The following is a 22280-nucleotide window of genomic DNA, read 5'->3' as shown; positions in this document are numbered from 1 at the left end:
CCCGGCGGCATCGGCTCGCCGGAGGATCTGTGGCGAGTCCTGTCCCAGGAGCGGGATGTCATCTCCGACTTCCCGGCCGATCGCGGATGGCAGCTGGCCGCCGGGCAGACCGTGGTCACGCGCGGCGGGTTCCTGGCCGAGGCCGCCGGGTTCGACCCGGCGTTCTTCGGCATCAGCCCGCGCGAGGCCCTGGCCATGGACCCGCAGCAGCGCCAGCTGCTGGAGGTCGCCTGGGAGACGCTGGAGCGCGCCGGGCTCGACCCGGCCGCGCTGCGCGGCTCGGCCACCGGGGTCTTCGTCGGCGCCGAGCCGCGGGACTACGGCCCGCGGCTGCACCAGGCGCCCGAAGGCATGGCCGGCCACCTGCTGACCGGCACCGCCACCAGCGTCGCCTCCGGCCGGATCGCCTACGCGCTGGGCCTGGCCGGCCCGACGCTGACGGTGGACACCTCCGCGTCCAGCTCGCTGGTCGCGGTGCACCTGGCCGCCCAGTCCCTGATGAACGACGAATGCGCGCTCGCCCTGGCCGGCGGCGCCTGCGTACTGGCCGGTCCCGGGAACTTCGTCGCGTTCAGCGGTATGCGCGGCCTGGCCCCGGACGGCCGCTGCAAGCCGTTCGCCGACGCGGCGGACGGCACGGTGTGGTCCGAGGGCGTCGGCCTGGTCGTGCTGGAACGGCTGTCCGACGCCCGCCGGAACGGACACCAGATCTTGGCGGTCCTGCGGGGGACCGCCATCAACAACGACGGCGCCGGCGACGCGCTCAGCGGACCGGTCGGGCTCATGGTGCCGAACCCGCGGGCGCAGCAAGCGGTGATCCAGGCCGCCCTGGCCGCCGCCGGCCTGTCGGCCGCCGACATCGACGCGGTGGAGGCGCACGGCACCGGCACCCGCCTCGGCGACCTCGCCGAGGCGAGCGCCCTGCTGGCCGGGTACGGCCGGGACCGTCCCGAGGACCGGCCGCTGTGGCTGGGCTCGGTGAAGTCCAACCTCGGACACACGCTCGCGGCCGCGGGGGTCGCGGGCTTGATCAAGACGGTGCTGGCGCTGGGCAACGGCGTGCTGCCGCGGACGTTGAACGTGGACGCGCCGTCCTCCCGGGTGGACTGGGACGCCGGTAATATCAAACTGTTGACGCAGGCGCGGCCGTGGCCGTCCGGCCCGCGGGTGCGCCGGGCCGGGGTCTCCTCGTTCGGGATCTCCGGCACAAACGTGCACGCGATCGTGGAAGAGGCTCCGGCCGCGTCGCAGGCTTCGGACGCCGACGCCGGGCACGGCACTGCGCCTGCGGTCATCGCGGACCGTAGCGTCGTGCCGTGGCTGGTCTCCGCCCGGTCGGCATCGGCGTTGCGGGGGCAGGCCGAGCGGCTGCGCGAGTTCGTCCAGGCGCGCCCCGAACTGGACCCGACCGACGTCGCCAGGTCGCTGGCCACCAGCCGGTCAGCCTTCGAACACCGCGCCGTGGTGACCGGTGGCGGTACGGCCCTGGCGGCGGTGGCGACCGGGTCCGCTTCGGCCGCGGCCGTCGCCGGTGTCGTGCCGGGCTCGGCCGCCGGCCAGACCGTGTTCGTCTTCCCCGGTCAGGGGTCTCAGTGGGCCGGTATGGGCCGCGAATTGGCCGCGGCCTCTCCGGTGTTCGCCGAGCGTCTGGCTCAGTGTGGTCGTGCTCTGGCGCCCTTCGTGGATTGGTCGCTGGACGAGGTTCTGGCTGATCCCGCCGCGCTGGAGACCGACGATGTGGTGCAGCCGGCTCTGTGGGCGGTGATGGTTTCGCTGGCCGCGGTGTGGCAGGCCGCGGGCATCGTCCCGGACGCCGTGGTCGGCCACTCCCAGGGCGAGATCGCCGCGGCGACCGTCGCCGGGGCGCTCACCCTGGACGACGCCGCCCGCGTCGTGGCCCTGCGCAGCCGTGCCCTGCGGTCGCTGCGCGGCGGTGGCGGCGGCATGGTCTCCGTGGCCGAGCCCGCGGACGCGGTCCGGGCCCGGATCGCCGGGTTCGGCGACCGCCTGAACATAGCCGTGGTCAACGGCCCGTCCGCGGCAGCGGTCTCCGGCGAGCTCGACGCGCTGGCCGAGCTGGTCGCGGCGTGCGAGGCCGAAGGTGTCCGCACCCGCCGCATCCCGATCGACTACGCCTCCCACAGCTCCCAAGTCGAGCAGTTGCGCGACCAGCTCGATGAGGTCCTGGCTCCCGCCGTCCCCGCCGAGCTGACCGTCCCCATGGTCTCGACGGTGTCGGGGCAGTGGCTTCAGGGCGCTGATCTGCACGCCGGCTACTGGTACGACAACCTGCGCCAAGCCGTTCAATTCGACCGGGCCGTCCGCATCCTCGCGGACTGTGGCCACCGTGTCTTCCTGGAGATGTCGCCGCACCCGGTGCTCACCGCCGCGGCCGCCGAGACCCTGGCCGACCACGGCACCCCGGCCGCCGTGGTCTCCGGCTCGCTGCGCCGCGACGACGGCGGCCCGACCCGCCTGCTGCACTCCTTCGCCGAGGCCTGGGTCCGCGGCGTGCCGGTGGACTGGCCGACCGTCATCGGCGCCGGCCGCCGCGTTGATCTGCCCACCTACGCCTTCCAGCACGAACGCTATTGGCTCGCCCCCGCCGCCGGCGTCTACGAGACCTCCTGGCAGGACGAGTACGAATACGAAGACGACGATCAGGACGAGCTCGCGCCCGACGCGGCGGCCCCGACCGACGCCGCCGCCGGCCCCGACCCCCTGGAACTGGTCCGCTCCCACGCCGCCGTCGTCCTCGGCCACCCCACCCCGGACGCCGTCGTCCCCGACCGCACCTTCAAGGAACTCGGCTTCGACTCCGTCACCGGCGTGGAACTGCGCGACCGTCTCGCCGCGGCCACCGGTGTCGACCTCCCGCTCACCCTCATCTTCGACGAACCGACCCCGGCCCAGGCGGCCCGGTTCCTCGGTGCCGGGCTGGCCCGGGACGGACAGGGCGGCCGATCGGCCGACGGGTCGCGCACGGTCAGCCGGGCCGGCGTGCGCAAGCGCCGAACGCCTCGCCCGGTCCTGGACGAACCCATCGCCATCGTCGCGATGAGCTGCCGGTATCCCGGCGATGTCACGACTCCCGAAGAGCTCTGGGACCTGCTGGCGCGCGGCGGCGACGCGGTCGGCGCCTTCCCGGCCGATCGCGGCTGGGACCTGCCCGACACGCCGCACGCCCAGGCCGGCGGCTTCGTCCGGGACGTCGCCGACTTCGATCCCGGCTTCTTCGGGATCAGTCCGCGCGAGGCGCTGGCGATGGACCCGCAGCAGCGGCTGCTGCTGGAGACCTCCTGGGAGGCCTTCGAGCGCGTCGGGCTGGACCACGCGGCCCTGCGCGGCAGCGCGACCGGCGTGTTCGTCGGCGCCGCGGTGTCCGGATACGGGGCCGGCAGCGCGCCGGCCGAGGACGGCCACCTGATGACCGGCACCGCGGCCAGCGTCATGTCCGGCCGCGTCGCCTACACCTTCGGCCTGGAGGGCCCGGCGGTCACGGTGGACACCGCCTGCTCCTCCTCGCTGGTCGCGCTGCACCTGGCCTGCCAGTCGCTGCGCTCCGGCGAGTGCGATCTCGCGCTGGCCGGCGGGATCAGCATCATGACCACCACCGAATGGTTCGGCTGGTTCTCGCGCCAGCACGGCCTGGCCTCCGACGGCCGCAGCAAGGCGTTCTCGGCGGCGGCCGACGGCATGGGCATGGCCGAGGGCGCCGGGATGATCGTGGTGGAGCGGCTGTCCGACGCGCGCCGCAACGGACATCAGGTCCTCGCGGTGGTGCGCGGGAGCGCGGTGAACCAGGACGGCGCGTCCAACGGTCTGACCGCGCCCAACGGCCCGTCGCAGCAGCGGGTCATCCGCGCCGCGCTGGACGGTGCCCGACTCGTGCCCTCCGACGTGGACGTCGTCGAGGCGCACGGCACCGGCACTCCGCTCGGCGACCCGATCGAGGCGCAGGCGATCCTGGCGACCTACGGCCGCAACCGCCCCGAGGACCGGCCGCTGTGGCTGGGCTCGGTGAAGTCGAACCTCGGCCACACCCAGTGGGCGGCCGGCGCCGCCGGCATCATGAAGATGGTGCTGGCGCTGGGCCACGGCGAGCTGCCCCGCACCCTGCACGCCGACGAGCCGACGCCGCACGTCGACTGGTCCAGCGGTGCCGTGCGGCTGCTGACGGACACCGTTTCCTGGCCGAGCGGGCCGCGACCGCGGCGCGTCGGTGTGTCCTCCTTCGGGATCAGCGGCACCAACGCGCACGTGATCCTGGAAGGCGCCGAGGGCGTCACGGGACCGGCACCGATACCGGAACCGGCACCGGCACCCGATCGGCCGGTCGCGGACCCCGGAAGCCCGGACCGGGCAGCCCTGCCGGTCCTGCCCTGGCTGGTGTCGGCGCGGACCGCCGAGGGCCTGCCGGCCCAAGCCCGGCGGCTGCACGCCTACCTGACCGGGCACGGCGACCTCGACGCCGCCGACATCGCCTGGTCGCTGGCCGACACCCGATCCGCCTGGGAACACCGGGCCGTCCTGCTCGGCGCCGACCGCCGGGAACTGCTGACCGCGCTGTCCGCGTTGGCCGACGATCAGGACTCTGACGCGCCGACCGGTGTCTCCGGCACGGCCGGCCGGCTCGCCTTCGTCTTCACCGGCCAGGGCGCCCAGCGTCACGGTATGGGCCGCGAACTCGCCGCGGCGTTCCCGGTGTTCGCCGCCGCGTTCGACCAGGCCTGCGCCGAACTGGACCGGCACCTCGGCGGCTCGGTCGCCGCGGCGATCGACGGCGGACCGGTCCACGACACGATGTGGACCCAGGCCGGACTGTTCGCCCTGGAAGTCGCCCTGTACCGGCTCCTGGAATCCTGGGGCGTCCGGCCGGACCTGCTGGCCGGGCACTCGATCGGCGAGATCGCCGCGGCGCACGTCGCCGGGGTGTGGTCGCTGCCGGACGCCTGCGCGCTGGTCGCCGCGCGCGGCCGGCTGATGCAGGCGCTGCCGGCCGGCGGGGCGATGATCGCCGTGGCCGCCGCCGAGCAGCGGGTCCGCGAGGTGCTGTCGCGGCATCCGGGAGCGGAGATCGCGGCCGTCAACGGACCGCAGGCCTCGGTCATCTCAGGGCTGGAAGGCTCGGTGGCGGCGGCTGCCGCCGAGCTCGCCGCCGACGGCACCCGCACCCGGCGGCTCCAGGTCTCGCACGCGTTCCACTCGGCGTCGATGGAGCCGATGCTGGCCGAGTTCGCCACCGCCATCGGCGGCCTGGACTTCCGGCGGCCCGAGCTGTCCCTGGTGTCCGCGCTGACCGGCGCCGAGGTGACCGACGAGGTCACCGATCCGGCCTACTGGGTGCGGCACGTCCGCGAGACCGTCAGGTTCGGCGCCGCCGTGGACGCGCTGCGGGCGGCCGGAGCCCGGACCTTCGTCGAGATCGGCCCGGACGCGGCGCTGACCGCGATGGGCGCCCAGAGCCAGCCCGCCGACGGCTCCGAGGCCTGGCTCGCGGGCCTGCGCCGGGACCGCGACGAGGTGCGGACGCTGCTCACCGCCGTGGCCTCGGCCCAGGTCCGGGGCGTGGCGGTGGACTGGTCCGGCTTCTTCGCCGACCGCGGTGTGCGGCACGTCGAGCTGCCCACTTACGCCTTTCAGCGCGGCCGCTACTGGCTCGCCGCCGCCCCCGGCTCCGCCGACGCGGCGGGCCTGGGGCAGGCCGCGGCCGGGCATCCGCTGCTCGGCGCCGCCGTGCACCTCCCGGCCGACGGCGGTCTGGTGCTCACCGGGCGGCTGGCCCCGCGCACCCATCCCTGGCTGGCCGATCACGTGGTCGCCGGCTCGCCGATCGTCCCCGGCACGGCGTTCGTGGACCTGGCGCTGCACGCCGGCGCCGAAGCCGGTGCCGCAGACCTCGAAGAACTGGTCATCGACACCCCGCTGCGCCTGCCCGAGCGCGGCGGCGTGCAGATCCGGGTGACGGTCGCCGAACCGGACCCCGATGGCCGCCGGGGCCTGGCCGTCTACTCGCGGTCCGAGGACGCGGGGGAGCGCGGTGCCTGGATCCGGCATGCTGCCGGGACCGTGGCGTCCGACGAAGGCCGGTCCGCGGCGTCGGTGGCGTCCGTGGCGCCGCTGCCGTCCTGGCCGTCGGAGGGCGCACTCCCAGCCGACGCCGTCGACCCCGCCGACCTGTATGCGGAGCTGGCCGACATCGGCCTGCCCTACGGGCCGGCGTTCCGCGGGCTGCGCGCGGTGTGGCGCCGAGGCGCCGAGAGGTTCGCAGAGATCGAACTCCCGGCCGGTCTGACCACCGCCGGATACGGCGTCCACCCCGCCCTGCTCGACGCCGCGCTGCACGCCATCGGCCTGGACGGTGCGCTGTCCGGCGCGGACGGCGGTCCCCGGATCCCGTTCGCCTGGACCGGGGTCCGGCTGTTCGCGACCGAGGCGAACGCGGCGCGGGTGCGGATCGCCCCGGCCGGGGCCGGCGACGCGGTCTCGGTGACCCTGACCGACCCGACCGGTGCGCCGATCATCGTGGTCGACTCGCTGGTGCTGCGCGAGGCGCCGACCGCCGAGCCGCGGTCCGAGGCGCTGCACCGGCTGGAGTGGGTGCCGGCGCCCGAGGCCGCTGCCGATCAGGCCGTGGGATCACTGTCGATGGCGGTGCTCGGATCGGCGCCCGCCGATGCCCTCGCCGGCGTTGAGCGGTATGCCGACCTGAGCGACCTGGTGGCGGCCGGTGCGGCCGGGACGCTGCCGAGCATCGTCTTCGCCTACTGCGATACCGACAGCGACACCGACAATGACACCAACCGCACCGCCGACTCCGACGCGGCGACCGCCGCGCACCGGTCCGCCGGCGCCGCCCTGGATCTGATCCAGCGGTGGCTGGCCGAGGACGTCCTGGACGCCTGCCGTCTGGTGCTCGTCACCACCGGCGCCGTGGACACCGGCGACTCCGCGCCGGTGCGGCCCGCCGCCGCCCCGATCTGGGGTCTGGTTCGGACAGCCCAGACCGAGCATCCTGGCCGGTTCATCCTCGCCGACGTCGATGAGACCGCCTACGGTCCCGAACGGCTCGCGGCCGGGCTGGCCCTGGACGAGCCACAGTTCGCGATCCGCGCCGACCGCCTGGTGATCCCGCGCCTGACCCGGTCCGAGGCCGGACTCCGGGTCCCGGACCGCCGGTCCGGCTGGCACCTGGCGTTCACCGAACCAGGGAGCTGGGACAACCTGCGCCTGGTCGCGGATGGCGACATGGCAGAGCCCGGCGACGCGGCGGAGCCCGACCTCGCCCCCGGCGAGGTGCGCGTCGGCCTGCGCGCCTGCGGGGTGAACTTCCGGGACGTGCTGAACACGCTGGGCATGTATCCGGGCGAGGCCGGCCCGCTCGGGCTGGAAGGCGCGGGCGTGGTCTTGGCCGTCGGGTCCGGCGTCACGTCGGTGGCGGTCGGCGACCGGGTCATGGGCCTGTTCCGCGGCGCCTTCACGCCGGTCGCCCGCACCGACGCGCGGCTGTTGACCGCCGTCCCGGACGGCTGGACGTTCGCCGAGGCCGCCGCGGCGCCCGTGGTGTTCCTGACCGCCTACCACGCCCTCGTGGAACTGGCCGCGCTGCGGGCCGGCGAATCAGTGCTCATCCACGCCGCCGCCGGCGGGGTCGGCCTGGCCGCCGTCCAGCTCGCCCGACACCTCGGGGCCGACGTCTACGGAACCGCCAGCACCGGCAAGTGGCCGGCCCTGCGGGCCCTGGGCCTGGCCGAGGACCGGCTCGCTTCGTCGCGGACGCTGGAGTTCGAAGCCGCCTTCCGCGCCGTCACCGACGGCCGCGGGGTCGACGTGGTGCTCGACTCGCTGGCCGGCGAGTTCGTGGACGCCTCGTTGCGGCTGACCGCCCCCGGCGGCCGGTTTGTCGAGATGGGCAAGGCGGACATCCGCGATGCCGCGCGGGTGGCCGCCGACCACGGACTCGAATACCAGGCCTTTGACCTGCTGGAGCTGGACCCGGAGCGGATCAGCGGCATGCTCGCCGAGCTCTCCGGACTGTTCGCGGACCGTGCCCTGAGCCCGCTGCCGGTCACCTGCTGGGACGTCCGGCACGCGCCGGAGGCCTTCCGGCAGCTGAGCCAGGCGCGGCTGGTCGGCAAGGTGGTGCTCACCGTGCCGGACCGGTCGCCGGCGCTCGGCTCCGGTTCCGGCTCCGCTTCCGATGACACGGTTCTGATCACCGGCGCGACCGGCGGTCTGGGAGCGCTCGTGGCCCGGCGGCTGGCCGCCGAGGGCCGGACCCGGCACCTGCTGCTGGCCTCGCGGCGCGGCCCCGCCGCCCCCGGCGCCGCCGCGCTCGCCGCGGACGTCGCCGCGCACGGTGCCGACGTGAGCCTGCGCGCGTGCGATGTGGCATCCCGCCCGGCGCTGGCTGGGCTGCTCGCCGCGGTTCCGGCCGACCGGCCGCTGTCCGCGGTCGTCCACGCCGCCGGCGTCCTGGACGACGGGACGGTCGCCGCCCTGACCGGCGAGCGCCTGGCCGCCGTGCTGCGTCCCAAGGTCGACGCGGCCTGGCACCTGCACGAGCTGACCGCCGACCGGGACGTGCGCGCCTTCGTGCTGTTCTCCTCGGTCGCCGGGATCTGGGGCAACCCGGGCCAGAGCGCCTACGCCGCGGCGAACACCTTCCTCGACGCGGTCGCGGCCCACCGGCGCCGCCTCGGCCTGCCCGGCACGGCGCTGGCGTGGGGTCCGTGGGAGCAGGAAGCCGGGATGGCCGGCCGGCTCGCCGGTGCCGACCGGCAGCGCATGGCCCGCGACGGCTTCCGGCCGATCGGCGACGCCGAGGGCCTGGAGCTGCTGGCCGCCGCCCTCGACGCGCCGGACGCGCTGCTGGTGCCGGCCCCGCTCGACCCGGCGGCGCTCGCCGCCCGCGAGGATCTCCCGCCGTTCCTGTCCGGCCTGGTCCGCCGGGCCCGTCCGGGTGCCCGGTCCGCCGGCGGTTCCGTGACCGGCGGCAGCGGTCGGGGCGCCGGCGATCTGGCGACGCGCCTGGCCGCCCTGGCACCGGCCGAGCGGTTCATCGCGGTCCGGCAGATCGTGCTGGCCCAGACCGCCGTGGTGCTCGGCATGACCAATCTGGCCTCCTCGGCCGCCGGCCGCTCGTTCCGGGAACTCGGCCTGGACTCGCTGACCTCGGTGGAACTGCGCAACCGGCTGTTCACGGCCACCGGCCTGCGGCTGGCCGCCACCGTGGTCTTCGACCACCCGACCCCGACCGCGCTGACCGAACACCTGCTGGCCGCACTGGTGCCGACGTCCTCCCCGGCCGTCGGCGACCCGGCGGCCGGCGGCCCGGTGCCGGCCTCGGGCTCGGGCTCGGGCTCGGACCTCGATACCGACCCGCTGGTCATCGTCGGCATCGGCTGCCGGTTCCCCGGCGGCGTGCAGGGCCCGCAGGACCTGTGGGACCTGGTGCTGCGCGGCGACGACGCCCTCAGCGACTTCCCGACCGACCGGGGCTGGGACGTCGAAGAGCTCTACGATCCGGACCCGACCGCCGTCGGCAAGACCTACGCCAGGGAAGGCGGCTTCCTCCACGACGCCGCCGAGTTCGACGCCGCGTTCTTCGGGATCAACCCCCGCGAGGCGCTGGCGATGGACCCGCAGCAGCGGCTGCTGCTGGAGACCTCCTGGGCCGCGCTGGAGGACGCCGGCATCGACCCGGCCACCCTGCGCGGCACCCCCACCGGCGTTTTCACCGGCCTGATCTACCACGACTACGGCCAGGGCACTGCCGGCCTGCAAGAGGCCGAGGGCTATCTGGCCACCGGCGGATCCGGCGGCGTCGCCTCCGGCCGGCTGTCGTACATCCTGGGGCTGGAGGGCCCGGCGGTCACCATCGACACCGCCTGCTCGTCCTCGCTGGTGGCGCTGCACCTGGCGGTCCAGGCCCTGCGCGCCGGCGAGTGCTCGCTGGCCCTGGCCGGCGGCGTCACGGTGATGTCGACCCCCGGCACGTTCATCGACTTCTCCCGCCAGCGCGGCCTGTCCCCCGACGGCCGCTGCAAGGCCTACGCCGAAGCGGCCGACGGCACCGGCTGGGGCGAGGGCGTCGGAGTCCTGGTCCTGGAGCGCCTCTCCGACGCCCGTCGCCGCGGCCACCGCGTCTGGGCCGTCGTCGCCGGCAGCGCGATCAACCAGGACGGCGCCTCCAACGGCCTGACCGCGCCCAACGGCCCCTCCCAGCAACGCGTGATCCGCGCCGCCCTGGCAGCCTCCGGCCTGACCCCCGCCGACGTCGACGTCGTGGAAGGCCACGGCACCGGCACCACCCTCGGCGACCCCATCGAGGCCAACGCACTCCTGGCGACCTACGGCCAGGACCGCGCCGAGGACCGGCCCCTGTGGCTGGGCTCGGTGAAGTCCAACATCGGCCACACCCAGGCCGCGGCCGGCGTGGCCGGGATCATCAAGATGGTCACCGCGATGGCCCACGGCGTCGTGCCGCCGACGCTGCACGTGGACGCGCCGTCGTCGCACGTGGATTGGGCGACCGGGCAGATCCAGCTGCCGACCGAGGCCATGCCGTGGCCGCAGTCCGGGCGGCCGCGGCGGGCGGGGGTGTCAGCGTTCGGATTCAGTGGGACGAACGCGCATGTGATCTTGGAGGAGCCGCCGATCGCCGAGGCCGCGCAGACTGCCGGGGCTGATCCGGCGGGCTCGGCTGGTCTTGATGGCGGGGCTGGCTCTGCGCTCGTCGGCGTAGTGCCGTGGATCGTGTCGGGCGGGTCGGACGCCGCGTTGCGGGACCAGGCCGCACGGCTGCGGGAGTCGACCGTGGCGCGCTCTGAGCTCGATGAGCGGGACGTGGCATGGTCCTTGGCCGCCACCCGCTCGGTCTTCGAGCACCGGGCGGTCGTGATCGGCTCGGCCCGTCAGGAACTGGCGGCTGGCTTGGCCGCAGTCGCGACCGGCCAGGCCACCGGCTCAGCAGTCACCGGCTCGGCATCGGCGACCGGCCGTTCGGTGTTCGTCTTCCCCGGTCAGGGTGCGCAGTGGGCTGGCATGGGCAGCGAGCTCGCTGCGGCCTCTCCGGTGTTCGCCGAGCGCCTCGCCGAGTGTGGCCGCGCCTTGGCGCCGTTCGTGGACTGGTCCCTGACCGATGTCCTCAACGATCCAGCCGCACTCGAAGCTGTTGATGTGGTGCAGCCAGCTCTGTGGGCGGTGATGGTCTCTCTGGCCGCAGTGTGGCAAGCCGCAGGCATCACACCAGATGCGGTAATCGGCCACTCTCAAGGCGAGATCGCGGCAGCGACCGTTGCCGGGGCTCTGTCTCTAGAGGACGGCGCGCGAGTCGTAGCCCTTCGCAGCCGCGCGTTGCGGGTGTTGGCTGGCGCTGGCGGGATGGTCTCCGTAGCCGAGCCAGTGGACGCGGTGCGCACTCGTATCGCAGAGTTCGGTGACCGCCTCTCCATCGCCGTGGTCAACGGCCCCTCGGCGACAGTCGTGTCGGGTGAGCCCGACGCGTTGTCCGAGCTGCTCGCGGCCTGCGAAGCCGACGAGGTCCGCGCGCGCCGCATCCCCGTGGACTACGCCTCACACAGTGCCCAGGTCGAGCAGCTGCGTGCGGAGATCAGCGAGGTCTTGGCGCCTCTCGTCCCCGGCGAGCTGACCATTCCCATGGTCTCGGCTGTCTCCGGCGAGTGGCTTCAGGGCCCTGAGCTCGATGCCGACTACTGGTTCGACAGCCTGCGCTCCACGGTCGAGTTCCACCAGGCCGTGCGGGTACTGGCCGGGACTGACCACGGCATCTTCCTGGAAATGTCCCCGCATCCGGTGCTCACCGCCCCGGTGTCCGAGACGCTGGAACACGCCGGAGCCTCCGACGCGCTGGTCTCCGGTTCGCTGCGCCGCGATGACGGCGGCCCGGACCGCCTGCTCGCGTCGTTCGCCGAGGCGTGGGTGGGCGGCGTGGACATCGACTGGCCGGCGGTGATCGGCACCGCCAAGCGCGTGGACCTTCCCACCTACGCCTTCCAACGCCAGCACTTCTGGCCGAAGCCGGCGCCGTCGTCGGCGATTTCCGGGACGCTGGGACACCCGTTCCTGGCCACGTCGGTGGAGTTGGCCTCCGGTGACGGCGTGGTCCTCACCGGTTCGGTGTCGCTGCGAACGCATCCGTGGCTGGCCGATCACGCGGTGGCTGGGACGGTTCTGCTCCCGGGCACGGCCTTTGTCGAGATGGCCGTGCGGGCCGGTGACGCTGTCGGCTACGGCCGTCTGGACGATCTCGTCCTGGAAGCGCCCTTGACCCTGTCCGCAGACGCGGCAGTCCACGTGCAAGTGGTGGTCGGCCCGGACACCGACGGCCGCCGCCCGATCGAGATCCACAGTCGTCCGTCAACTCAGAGCACTGACATACCGTGGATCCGCCACGCCGGCGGCGCCGTGACTTCGGAGGTCGCGACCGCAGCCGTGGACGAGCTGACGGTCTGGCCGCCCCGGGACGCCGATCCGCTCCCGGTCCAGGACCTGTACGGCCGGCTGACCGCCCAGGGCTACGGCTACGGCCCGGCGTTCCAGGGCGTCCGCGCGGCCTGGCGGCGCGGCGACACCGTGTTCGCCGAAGTCGCCCTGCCCGACGACGCCGCCGGCGCGGCAGACGGCTTCGGCCTGCACCCCGCCCTCCTGGACGCGGCCCTGCACATCTCCGGCTCGGTCCTGCCGCCACCGGCCCCCGGACAGGTCCGGCTGCCATTCGGCTGGACCGGCGTGTCCCTACACGCCTCCGGCGCGACCGTCCTGCGCGTGCGCCTGACCCCCACCGGCCCCGACGCGATCGCGGTGACGGCGGCGGACGGCACCGGCTCACCCGTGGTGTCGGTTGACGCTCTCGCGCTACGCCCCATCGCAGCCGATCAGCTGCACGCGAGCGCGACATCAGGGCACGACGATCTGTTCGCGGTCGGCTGGACCCCGGTTGCGGCGGGGGAGTCGGCCGGACGGATCGCGACACTCGGCGCTGATGTCCCCGGGCTGTCGGTTGATGCTGTGTTCGCGGACGTGGCGGCGCTGGTCGAGGCGGTGCGGGCTGGCGAGCCGGTCCCGGATCTGGTGCTGGTCGCTGCGGGCGCGGATGTCGATGCAGCAACCGCAACCACGGCCGCGACTCCGGCTTCGGCTGCTGCTTCGCCTGGGGCTGGGTCTTCGGTTTCGGGTCCGGCTCCGCTTGGGGCTGCGGCTGCTGCTCGTGGCGCGGTGTCCGATGCCCTTGCTGTGGTCCAGCGATGGCTGGCTGCCGATGAGCTGGCTGCGGCGCGCCTAGTCGTCGTTACGCGTGGCGCCGTCGCCACGGCTGCCGGTGAGAGTGTCGCCGATCTGTCTGGTGCGGCTGTCTGGGGCCTGATCCGATCCGCACAGTCCGAGAACCCCGACCGCTTCATCCTCCTGGACATCCCATCCCAAGGCTCTGATCTCCTGCCCAGCGCTCTCGCTTCTGGCGAGCCCGAGCTGGCCATTCGCAGCGACGCCGTCCTAGCGCGCCGCCTCACCCGCCCCTCCGCCGCGCTCTCTCTACCCGCCGATGGCACACCATGGCGCCTCGAAGTCGCCCGCCCCGGCACGCTCGACGGCCTGTCCGCCGCCGAATTCCCCCCGGCCGTCGCCGCCCTCGAACCCGGCCAGGTCCGGGTCGCGGTCCGCGCCGCCGGCGTGAACTTCCGCGACGTCGTCCTCACCCTCGGCCTGGTCCCGGCGGATCGGGATCCCGACGCCGGGATAGTCGGCAGCGAGGTCGCCGGCGTGGTGGCCGAGGTCGGCTCGGGCGTGACCGGACTGGTGCCGGGCGACCGGGTGATGGGCATCGTCACCAGCGGGTTCGCGCCCCTGGTGGTCGCCGACGCCCGCACCCTCACCCAGGTCCCCGCCGGCTGGTCGTACGCCGAAGCCGCCGCCGTGCCGGTGGCCTTCTCGACGGCCTGGTACGGCCTTGTTGATTTGGCTCAGGCGGCGCGCGGTCATCGCATCCTGATTCATGCCGCGACCGGCGGTGCGGGTTCAGCGGCGGTCCAGGTCGCAAAGCACCTGGGCCTGGAAGTGTTCGCTACGGCCAGCCCCGGCAAGTGGGACGCGCTCCGTGCCATGGGCTTGGATGACGACCACATAGCCTCCTCCCGTGACGCCGGCTTCGAGCGGAAGTTCGCAGCCGTCACCGCGAATCAGGGCATGGACATCGTCCTGAACGCCTTGGCGGGCGAGCTCACGGACGCCTCGCTGCGCCTCCTGCCGCGCGGCGGCGCCTTCATCGAGATGGGCAAGACCGACCCCCGCGACCCGGACCAGATCGCCACCGACCACCCCGGCGTCCGCTACCGGGCCTTCTCCACCCAGGACGCCGGCCCCGACCGGTTGGCCGAGATTCTCACCGTGATCAATACTCTGATCAATGACGGCGTGATCACGCGCATGCCGGTTCGCTGCTGGGATGTGCGCCGGATCGGTGAGGCGTTCCGTTTCATGAGCCAGGCCAAGCACATCGGCAAGGTCGTCCTGACCGTGCCTCGCACGCCCCGTGCCGCGGGCACCGTCCTGGTCTCCGGCGGGACCGGCATGATCGGCGGCCGAGTGGCCCGTCATCTGGCCGCCAGCGGCCGGGCCGGTGAGCTGCTGTTGACTGGCCGCTCCGGCCCGATCGCCGGCGGAGTCCCGTCGTTGGCGGCGGGCTTGGCGGGTTCCGGCGCCGGGGTCAGCGTCGTGTCCTGCGACGCCGCCGACCGCGAGGCGCTGGCCGGCTTGTTGGCCTCGGTGCCGGTGTCGTCCGTGTTCCACTCGGTCGGGATCCTGGATGACGGCGTGCTGACGTCGATGACCCCGGAACGAGTAGACGCCGTCATGCGCCCGAAGGCCGACGGCGCCTGGAACCTCCACAACCTGACCGCCGACCGTGACCTGGACGCCTTCGTCCTGTTCTCCTCGGCGGCCGCGACCTTCGGCAGCTCCGGCCAGGGCAACTACGCCGCGGCGAATGCGTTCCTCGATGGTCTGGCCGCGCACCGTCAGTCCTCTGGCCTTCCGGCCACCGCTCTGGCCTGGGGCCTGTGGTCCGAAGCCAGCGCCATGACCGGCCATCTGGCCGCCGATCAGAAATCCCGCCTCGGCCGCGACGGCATCAATGCCCTGACTGCCGCGGACGGTCTGGCCCTGCTGGACACCGCCCTGTCCCGGGACGAAGCGATGCTGGTCCCGGCGCTGCTCGACGTTCCCGGCGTACGAGCCCGGGCCGCCAGAGGCGAGTCCGTCCCGGCCATCTGGCGCGGCCTGGCCGGAACCGCGAGCCGCCCGAAGGCCGCGGCGGTCGCGACGCTGGACGCCGCCGGCCTGCCGGACTGGCTGGCCGGGGTCGCCGAAGCCGATCGGGACCGGGTGCTGCTGGACCTGGTGCGTACGCACGTCGCGGCGGTCCTCGGCCACGATTCGCCCGACGCCGCCGCACCGGACCGGGCGTTCAAGGAACTCGGCTTCGACTCGCTCACCGCGGTCGAACTGCGCAACCGGCTCGGCACCGTGACCGGCCTGCGCCTGCCCTCGACCCTGGTCTTCGACCACCCGACCCCGGTGGCGCTGGCCCGCTTCCTGCGCACCGCACTGCTCGGCGACTCGGCCGGGTCGGGCGATCCGGCCGGCCGGAACGCGTCCTCCCGTCCCCAGCCCGGCGCGCTCAGCGCTGAGCCGATCGCGATCGTGGCGATGAGCTGCCGGTTCCCCGGCGGCGTGGACAGCCCCGAGGACCTGTGGGAGCTGATGGCGCAGGGCCGCGACGCGGTCGCCGGCTTCCCCGCCGATCGTGGTTGGAACATCGAAGAGCTCTACCATCCGGATCCGGACCACAGCGGCACCTCGTATGTGCGCGAAGGCGGCTTCGTGGACGGCGCGGGCGACTTCGACCCGGTGTTCTTCGGGATCAGCCCGCGTGAGGCACTGGCGATGGACCCGCAGCAGCGACTGTTGTTGGAGACGTCCTGGGAGGCGTTCGAGCGGGCCGGGATCGACCCGGCGGCGCTGCGCGGCTCGGACACCGGCGTCTTCGTCGGCGCCGCGACCTCCGGCTACGGCAGCGGCGGCGTCGAGGAGGCGGCGGCCGAGGGCTACCTGATGACCGGCACGGCCGCCAGCGTGATCTCCGGCCGGGTGGCGTACACGTTCGGGCTGGAGGGCCCGGCGGTGACGGTGGAGACGGCGTGCTCCTCCTCGCTGGTGGCGATGCACCTGGCCGGTCAGGCCCTGCGCGCAGGGGAGTGCGACCTGGCGCTGGCCGGCGGCGTGACGGTGGTCGCCGTACCCGGCGCGGTCATCGAGTTCTCCCGGCAGCGGGGCCTGGCCCCCGACGGCCGCAGCAAGGCGTTCTCCGACGCCGCGGACGGCATGGGAATCGCCGAGGGCGTCGGCATGGTGGTGCTGGAGCGGCTGAGCGATGCGCGCCGCAACGGGCATCAGGTCCTTGCGGTGGTCCGGGGCAGCGCGATCAATCAGGACGGCGCGTCGAACGGTCTGACCGCCCCGAACGGCCCGTCGCAGCAGCGGGTGATCCGGGCTGCGCTGGCTGCTTCGGGTCTGAAGCCGTCCGAGGTGGACGCGGTGGAGGCGCACGGTACCGGGACCGAGCTGGGCGACCCGATCGAGGCCGGCGCGCTGATGGCGGTCTACGGCCAGGATCGGCCCGAGGACCAGCCGTTGTGGCTGGGCTCGGTGAAGTCGAACATCGGCCACACGCAGTGGGCCGCCGGCGCGGCCGGCGTGATCAAGATGGTGCTGGCCCTGCGGCATGCGGAACTGCCCCGCACGCTGCACGTCGCGGAGCCCTCCTCGCACATCGACTGGGATGCGGGGAATATCAGGCTGCTGAGTGAGTCGGTGTCGTGGCCGGTTTCCGGACGTCCCCGGCGGGCCGGGGTGTCCTCGTTCGGGATCAGTGGGACGAACGCGCACGTGATCTTGGAAGAGCCGCCGGTCGCTGAGGCTGCCGAGACGGTCGGGGCTGATCCGACGGTCGAGGCCGATTCGGCTACCGGGGCCGATCCGGTGGTCGGTGGTGTGGTGCCGTGGATCGTGTCGGGTCGGTCCGATGCGGCGCTGTGTTCGCAGGCTGAGCGGTTGCGCGCGTCGACCGAGGCGCGCCCTGACCTCGATGTGCGCGACGTGGCGTGGTCCCTGGCCTCCACACGCGCGGTATTCGAGCACCGAGCGGTAGTGATCGGATCGGCCGGTCAGGAGCTGGGAGCTGGCTTGGCCGCAGCGGCGACGAATCAGGCTGCTGGTTCAGTGGTGACCGGTTCGGCGTCGGCGACCGGCCGTTCGGTGTTCGTGTTCCCGGGGCAGGGTGCGCAGTGGGCCGGTATGGGTCGTGACCTTGCTGCGTCCTCGCCGGTGTTCGCCGAACGCCTCGCCGAGTGCGGCCGCGCCTTGGCACCGTTCGTGGACTGGTCCCTGACCGATGTCCTGAGCGATCCGGCCGCTCTCGAAGCTGTCGACGTGGTTCAGCCAGCTCTGTGGGCAGTGATGGTGTCCTTGGCAGCGGTATGGCAAGCCGCAGGCGTCACACCGGATGCAGTAATCGGTCACTCTCAGGGCGAGATCGCAGCGGCGACTGTTGCCGGGGCTCTGTCTCTTGAGGACGGCGCGCGGGTTGTGGCGCTGCGCAGTCGTGCGTTGCGGGTGTTGGCCGGTGCCGGCGGCATGGTTTCGGTCGCGGAGCCGGTGGATGCGGTACGAGCCCGTATCGCAGGGTTCGGCGATCGTCTGTCGATCGCCGTGGTCAACGGCCCCTCCGCGACAGTCGTCTCCGGCGAGCCCGACGCGCTGTCCGAACTGCTAGCGGCCTGCGAAGCCGACGAGGTCCGCGCGCGCCGTATCCCCGTCGATTACGCCTCGCACAGCGCCCAAGTCGAGCAACTGCGTGCCGAGATCACCGAGGTCCTTGCGCCTGTCACTCCCACCGAGCTGACCATCCCCATGGTCTCGGCAGTCTCCGGCGAATGGCTTCAAGGTCCTGAGTTGGCTGCCAGCTATTGGTTCGACAGCCTGCGTGCGACGGTCGAGTTCGACCGTGCCGTCCGTGCTCTGGCCGACTCCGGCCACGGCGTCTTCCTGGAGATGTCGCCGCATCCGGTGCTGACCGCAGCGGTGACCGAGACCCTGGAAGACCAGGGTGTCGCAGCCCCCGTAGTCTCCGGTTCACTACGCCGCGACAACGGCAGCCCGGACCGCCTGCTGGCCTCGTTCGCCGAGGTGTGGGTACGCGGCGTCGACGTCGACTGGCCGGCGGTCATCGGCGCGAGCCGTCAGATCGACCTGCCCACCTATGCCTTCCAACATCAGCACTTCTGGCCGAAGCCGGTGGCGGCGTCGGCGACTTCCGGGACGCTGGGACACCCGTTCCTGGCCACGTCGGTGGAATTGGTGTCGGGCGAGGGCGTGGTGCTCACCGGTTCGGTGTCGCTGCGGACGCATCCGTGGCTGGCCGATCACGCGGTCGGCGGGACGGTTCTGTTGCCGGGTACGGCGTTCGTCGAGATGGCGGTTCGTGCTGGCGATGCTGTCGGCTACGGCCGTCTGGACGATCTCGTCCTGGAAGCGCCGTTGACCCTGTCCGCAGACGCGGCGGTCCAGGTGCAAGTGATGGTCGGTCCGGACACCGACGGGAACCGCCCGATCGAGATCCACGCGCGGCCCGAAGACAGTGACGTCCCATGGACCAGGCATGCCGCGGGCGTCCTCGCGTTGGCGTCGTCGGCTCCTGACATGTCGGAGTTCCTGGAGTGGCCGCCGCGCGACGCCGAGCCGGTCGCGGTTGACGATCTCTACGATCGGCTCGCTTCCGATGGTTACGGCTACGGTCCGGCGTTCCAAGGCCTGCGCGCGGGCTGGCGGCGCGGGGACGAGTTCTTCGCCGAGGTCGTGTTGCCCACGGAGCCGAACGCGGCCGGGTTCGGCCTGCACCCGGCGCTCCTGGACGCGGCTCTGCACATCTCCGGCTCGGTCCTTCCGGAGGCGGGCCCGGGCCAGGTGCGACTGCCGTTCGCCTGGACCGGCGTGTCCCTGTACGCGTCCGGCGCGACCGTCCTGCGCGTGCGGCTGACGGCCACCGGCAACGACGGGATCGCGCTGGTGGCGGCCGACAGCGCCGGCATGCCGGTGGTCTCGGTGGAATCGCTTGTGCTGCGTCCCGCCGCGCTGGACCAGCTTGGGGCTGGCGCCGTGGTGCGCGACGGTTTGTTCGCGGTGGGCTGGACGTCAGTCCCGGCGGGGGAGTCGGCCGGGCGGATCGCGGCGCTTGGTGCTGGTGTCCCCGGAGCTTCGGCGGATGCTGTGTTCGCGGATGTGGCGGCGCTGGTGGATGCGGTGCGGGCTGGTGAGCCGGTTCCGGATCTGGTGCTGGTCGCTGCCGGCGCGAATGCCGATGCCGATGCCGACGCATCAACCGCAACCATGGCCGCAACTCCGGCTTCGGCTGTGACTGCGCCTGGGGCCGGGGCTGGGGCTTCTGCTCGGGGCGCGGTTTCTGATGTCCTTGCTGTGGTGCAGCAATGGCTGGCTGCTGATGAGTTGGTCGCGGCTCGCTTGGTCGTCGTTACCCGTGGTGCGGTCGCCACGGCTGCCGGTGAGAGTGTCGCTGATCTGTCCGGCGCCGCTGTCTGGGGCCTGATCCGATCTGCACAGTCGGAGAACCCCGACCGCTTCGTCCTCCTAGACCTCCCGAGCCAGGGTTCTGATCTCCTGCCCAGCGCCCTCGCCTCCGGCGAGCCCGAGCTGGCCATCCGCGGCGACGCCATCCTGGCCCGCCGCCTCACCCGCCCCGCAGACGGGCTGTCGATCCCCACCGATGGCACGCCATGGCGCGTGGAAGTCGCCCGCCCCGGCACGCTCGACGGCCTGGCCGTCGCAGCGTTCCCGTCGACAGCCCTCGAACCCGGCCAGGTCCGGATCGCGGTTCGCGCCGCCGGCGTGAACTTCCGCGATGTGCTGATCACTCTCGGCATGTATCCGGGCGAGGCCCTGCTGGGCAGCGAGGTCGCCGGTGTAGTGGCCGAGGTCGGCCCCGGCGTGCAGCACCTGTCGCCCGGCGATCGGGTGATGGCCATGGCCGCCGGCGGGTTCGGGCCGTTCGTCGTGGTGGACGCGCGCACTGCCGTGTTGCTGCCGTCCCGCTGGTCGTTCGCCGAGGCCGCCGCCGTCCCGATAGCCTTCTCGACAGCCTGGTACGGCCTTGTTGATTTGGCTCAGGCGGCGCGCGGTCAACGCATCCTGATTCATGCCGCGACCGGCGGTGTGGGTTCAGCGGCGGTCCAGATCGCAAAGCACCTGGGCCTGGAAGTGTTCGCCACAGCCAGCCCCGGCAAGTGGGACGCGCTCCGTGCCATGGGCTTGGATGACGACCACATAGCCTCCTCCCGTGACGCCGGCTTCGAGCGGAAGTTCGCAGCCGTCACCGCGAATCAGGGCATGGACATCGTCCTGAACGCCTTGGCGGGCGAGCTCACGGACGCCTCGCTGCGCCTCCTGTCACGCGGCGGCGCCTTCATCGAGATGGGCAAGACCGACCCCCGCGACCCGGACCAGATCGCCACCGACCACCCCGGCGTCCGCTACCGGATGTTCGAGACCGGCGAGGCGGGCCCGGGCCGGCTGCACGAGATCCTCACTCGGATCAGTGCCCTGATCGAGGACGGCGTCTTCACCGGCATGCCGGTCCGTTGCTGGGACATTCGCCGGATCGGCGACGCGCTGCGCTTCATGAGTCAGGCCAAGCACGTCGGCAAGATCGTGCTGACCGTGCCCCGGACGCCGTCCCGATCGGGCACGGTCCTGATCACCGGCGGCACCGGCATGATCGGCGGCCGAGTGGCGCGTCACCTGGCCGCCAGCGGCCGGGCCGGTGAGCTGCTGTTGACCGGACGTTCGGGCCCGGCGGCGACCGGCGTCCCGGCCTTGGCCGCCGCGCTGGCGGAGTCCGGCGCCGGAGTGAGCGTCGTGTCCTGCGACGCCGCCGACCGCGCAGCGCTGGCCGAACTGCTGGCCGCGGTTCCGGTCACCGGCGTCTACCACTCCACCGGCGTTCTTGATGACGGCGTGGTGGCCGCACTCACCCCGGAGCGGGTGGACACCGTCATGCGGCCCAAGGCTGACGGGGCGTGGAACCTCCACGACCTGACCGCCGACCGCGATCTGGACGCGTTCGTCCTCTTCTCCTCGGCCGCCGCCTCCTTCGGCGGTGCCGGGCAGGCGAACTACGCCGCGGCCAACGCCTTCCTGGACGGCCTGGCGGCCCACCGCCAGTCGGCCGGACTGCCGGCGACCGCCCTGGCCTGGGGCTTGTGGGCGGACGCCAGCGCCATGACCGGGCACCTGGCCGCCGGCGACACCTCCCGCATCAACCGCGGCGGCATCGCGGCGATGACCGCGGACGAGGGTCTGGCCCTCATGGACGCGGCGCTGACCCGGGACGAGCCGCTGCTGCTCCCGGCGCTGCTCGACGTCCAAGGCGTCCGGGCGCGCGCCGGCCGGGGCGAGGAGGTCCCGGTGTTGTGGCGGGGCCTGGTCGGCGGCGCTGCCCGCCGGACCGCCGCCACCGCGACCGGCGGTCCGGCCGCCGGCTCCGGTGGCGTCTCGATGGAGCAGCGGCTGGCCGCGCTGGCGCCGGCCGAGCAGGACCGGTTCCTGCTGGACCTGGTCCAGGCGCACGTCGCGGCGGTCCTGGGCTACGCCTCGGCGGACGCCGTCCGGCCCGACCAGACGTTCCGCGAGATCGGCTTCGACTCGCTGACCGCCGTCGACCTGCGCAACCGGATCAACGCCGCGGCCGGGACCCGGCTGCCCTCGACGCTGGTCTTCGACTATCCGACGCCGACGGCGCTGGCCGGGTACCTGCGCTCCAAGCTGGTGAAGCAGGAACCGGGAGACGCGCCGGTGCTGCGCGAGCTGGACGGCCTGGAGGCCGCGCTGGCGGTGATGGCCGGGGCGGAGCCGGACGGCGAGGGGCGGACGCGGGTCCTGACGCGCCTGGAGGCGATCCTCCAGGGCCTGCGGGCGGCGGGCACCGAGGCCGCGGCGGGCGTCGAGGAGATCGGCGACGCGACCGACGACGACCTGTTCGACCTCATCGACAACGAGCTGGGCCTCGGCGGTGCCGGGGGTGAGGCGCTGAACTGATCGACTATCGCCCGATATACGCTCATCATCCAGCTCGTTCACTGGATGGAGTGGATGATCCCTTTCATCAGCGTTCTGCGTCCCCGCGCGACCGT

The 22280-nt window shown here is 73.3% G+C and carries 1 pseudogene; it reads left to right on the top strand.

The features are described from left to right. Nucleotides 1-21 precede the first annotated feature (21 nt). Nucleotides 22-22185, top strand: a pseudogene (locus tag KGQ19_RS00120) (SDR family NAD(P)-dependent oxidoreductase); the annotation flags it as partial. Nucleotides 22186-22280: the final 95 nt, after the last annotated feature.

The sequence above is a fragment of the Catenulispora pinistramenti genome, from assembly GCF_018274385.1.
Taxonomy (GTDB): domain Bacteria; phylum Actinomycetota; class Actinomycetes; order Streptomycetales; family Catenulisporaceae; genus Catenulispora; species Catenulispora pinistramenti.
The sequence above is the reverse complement of the archived record's forward strand: the minus strand, read 5'-3'. Positions and strand labels throughout refer to the sequence as shown.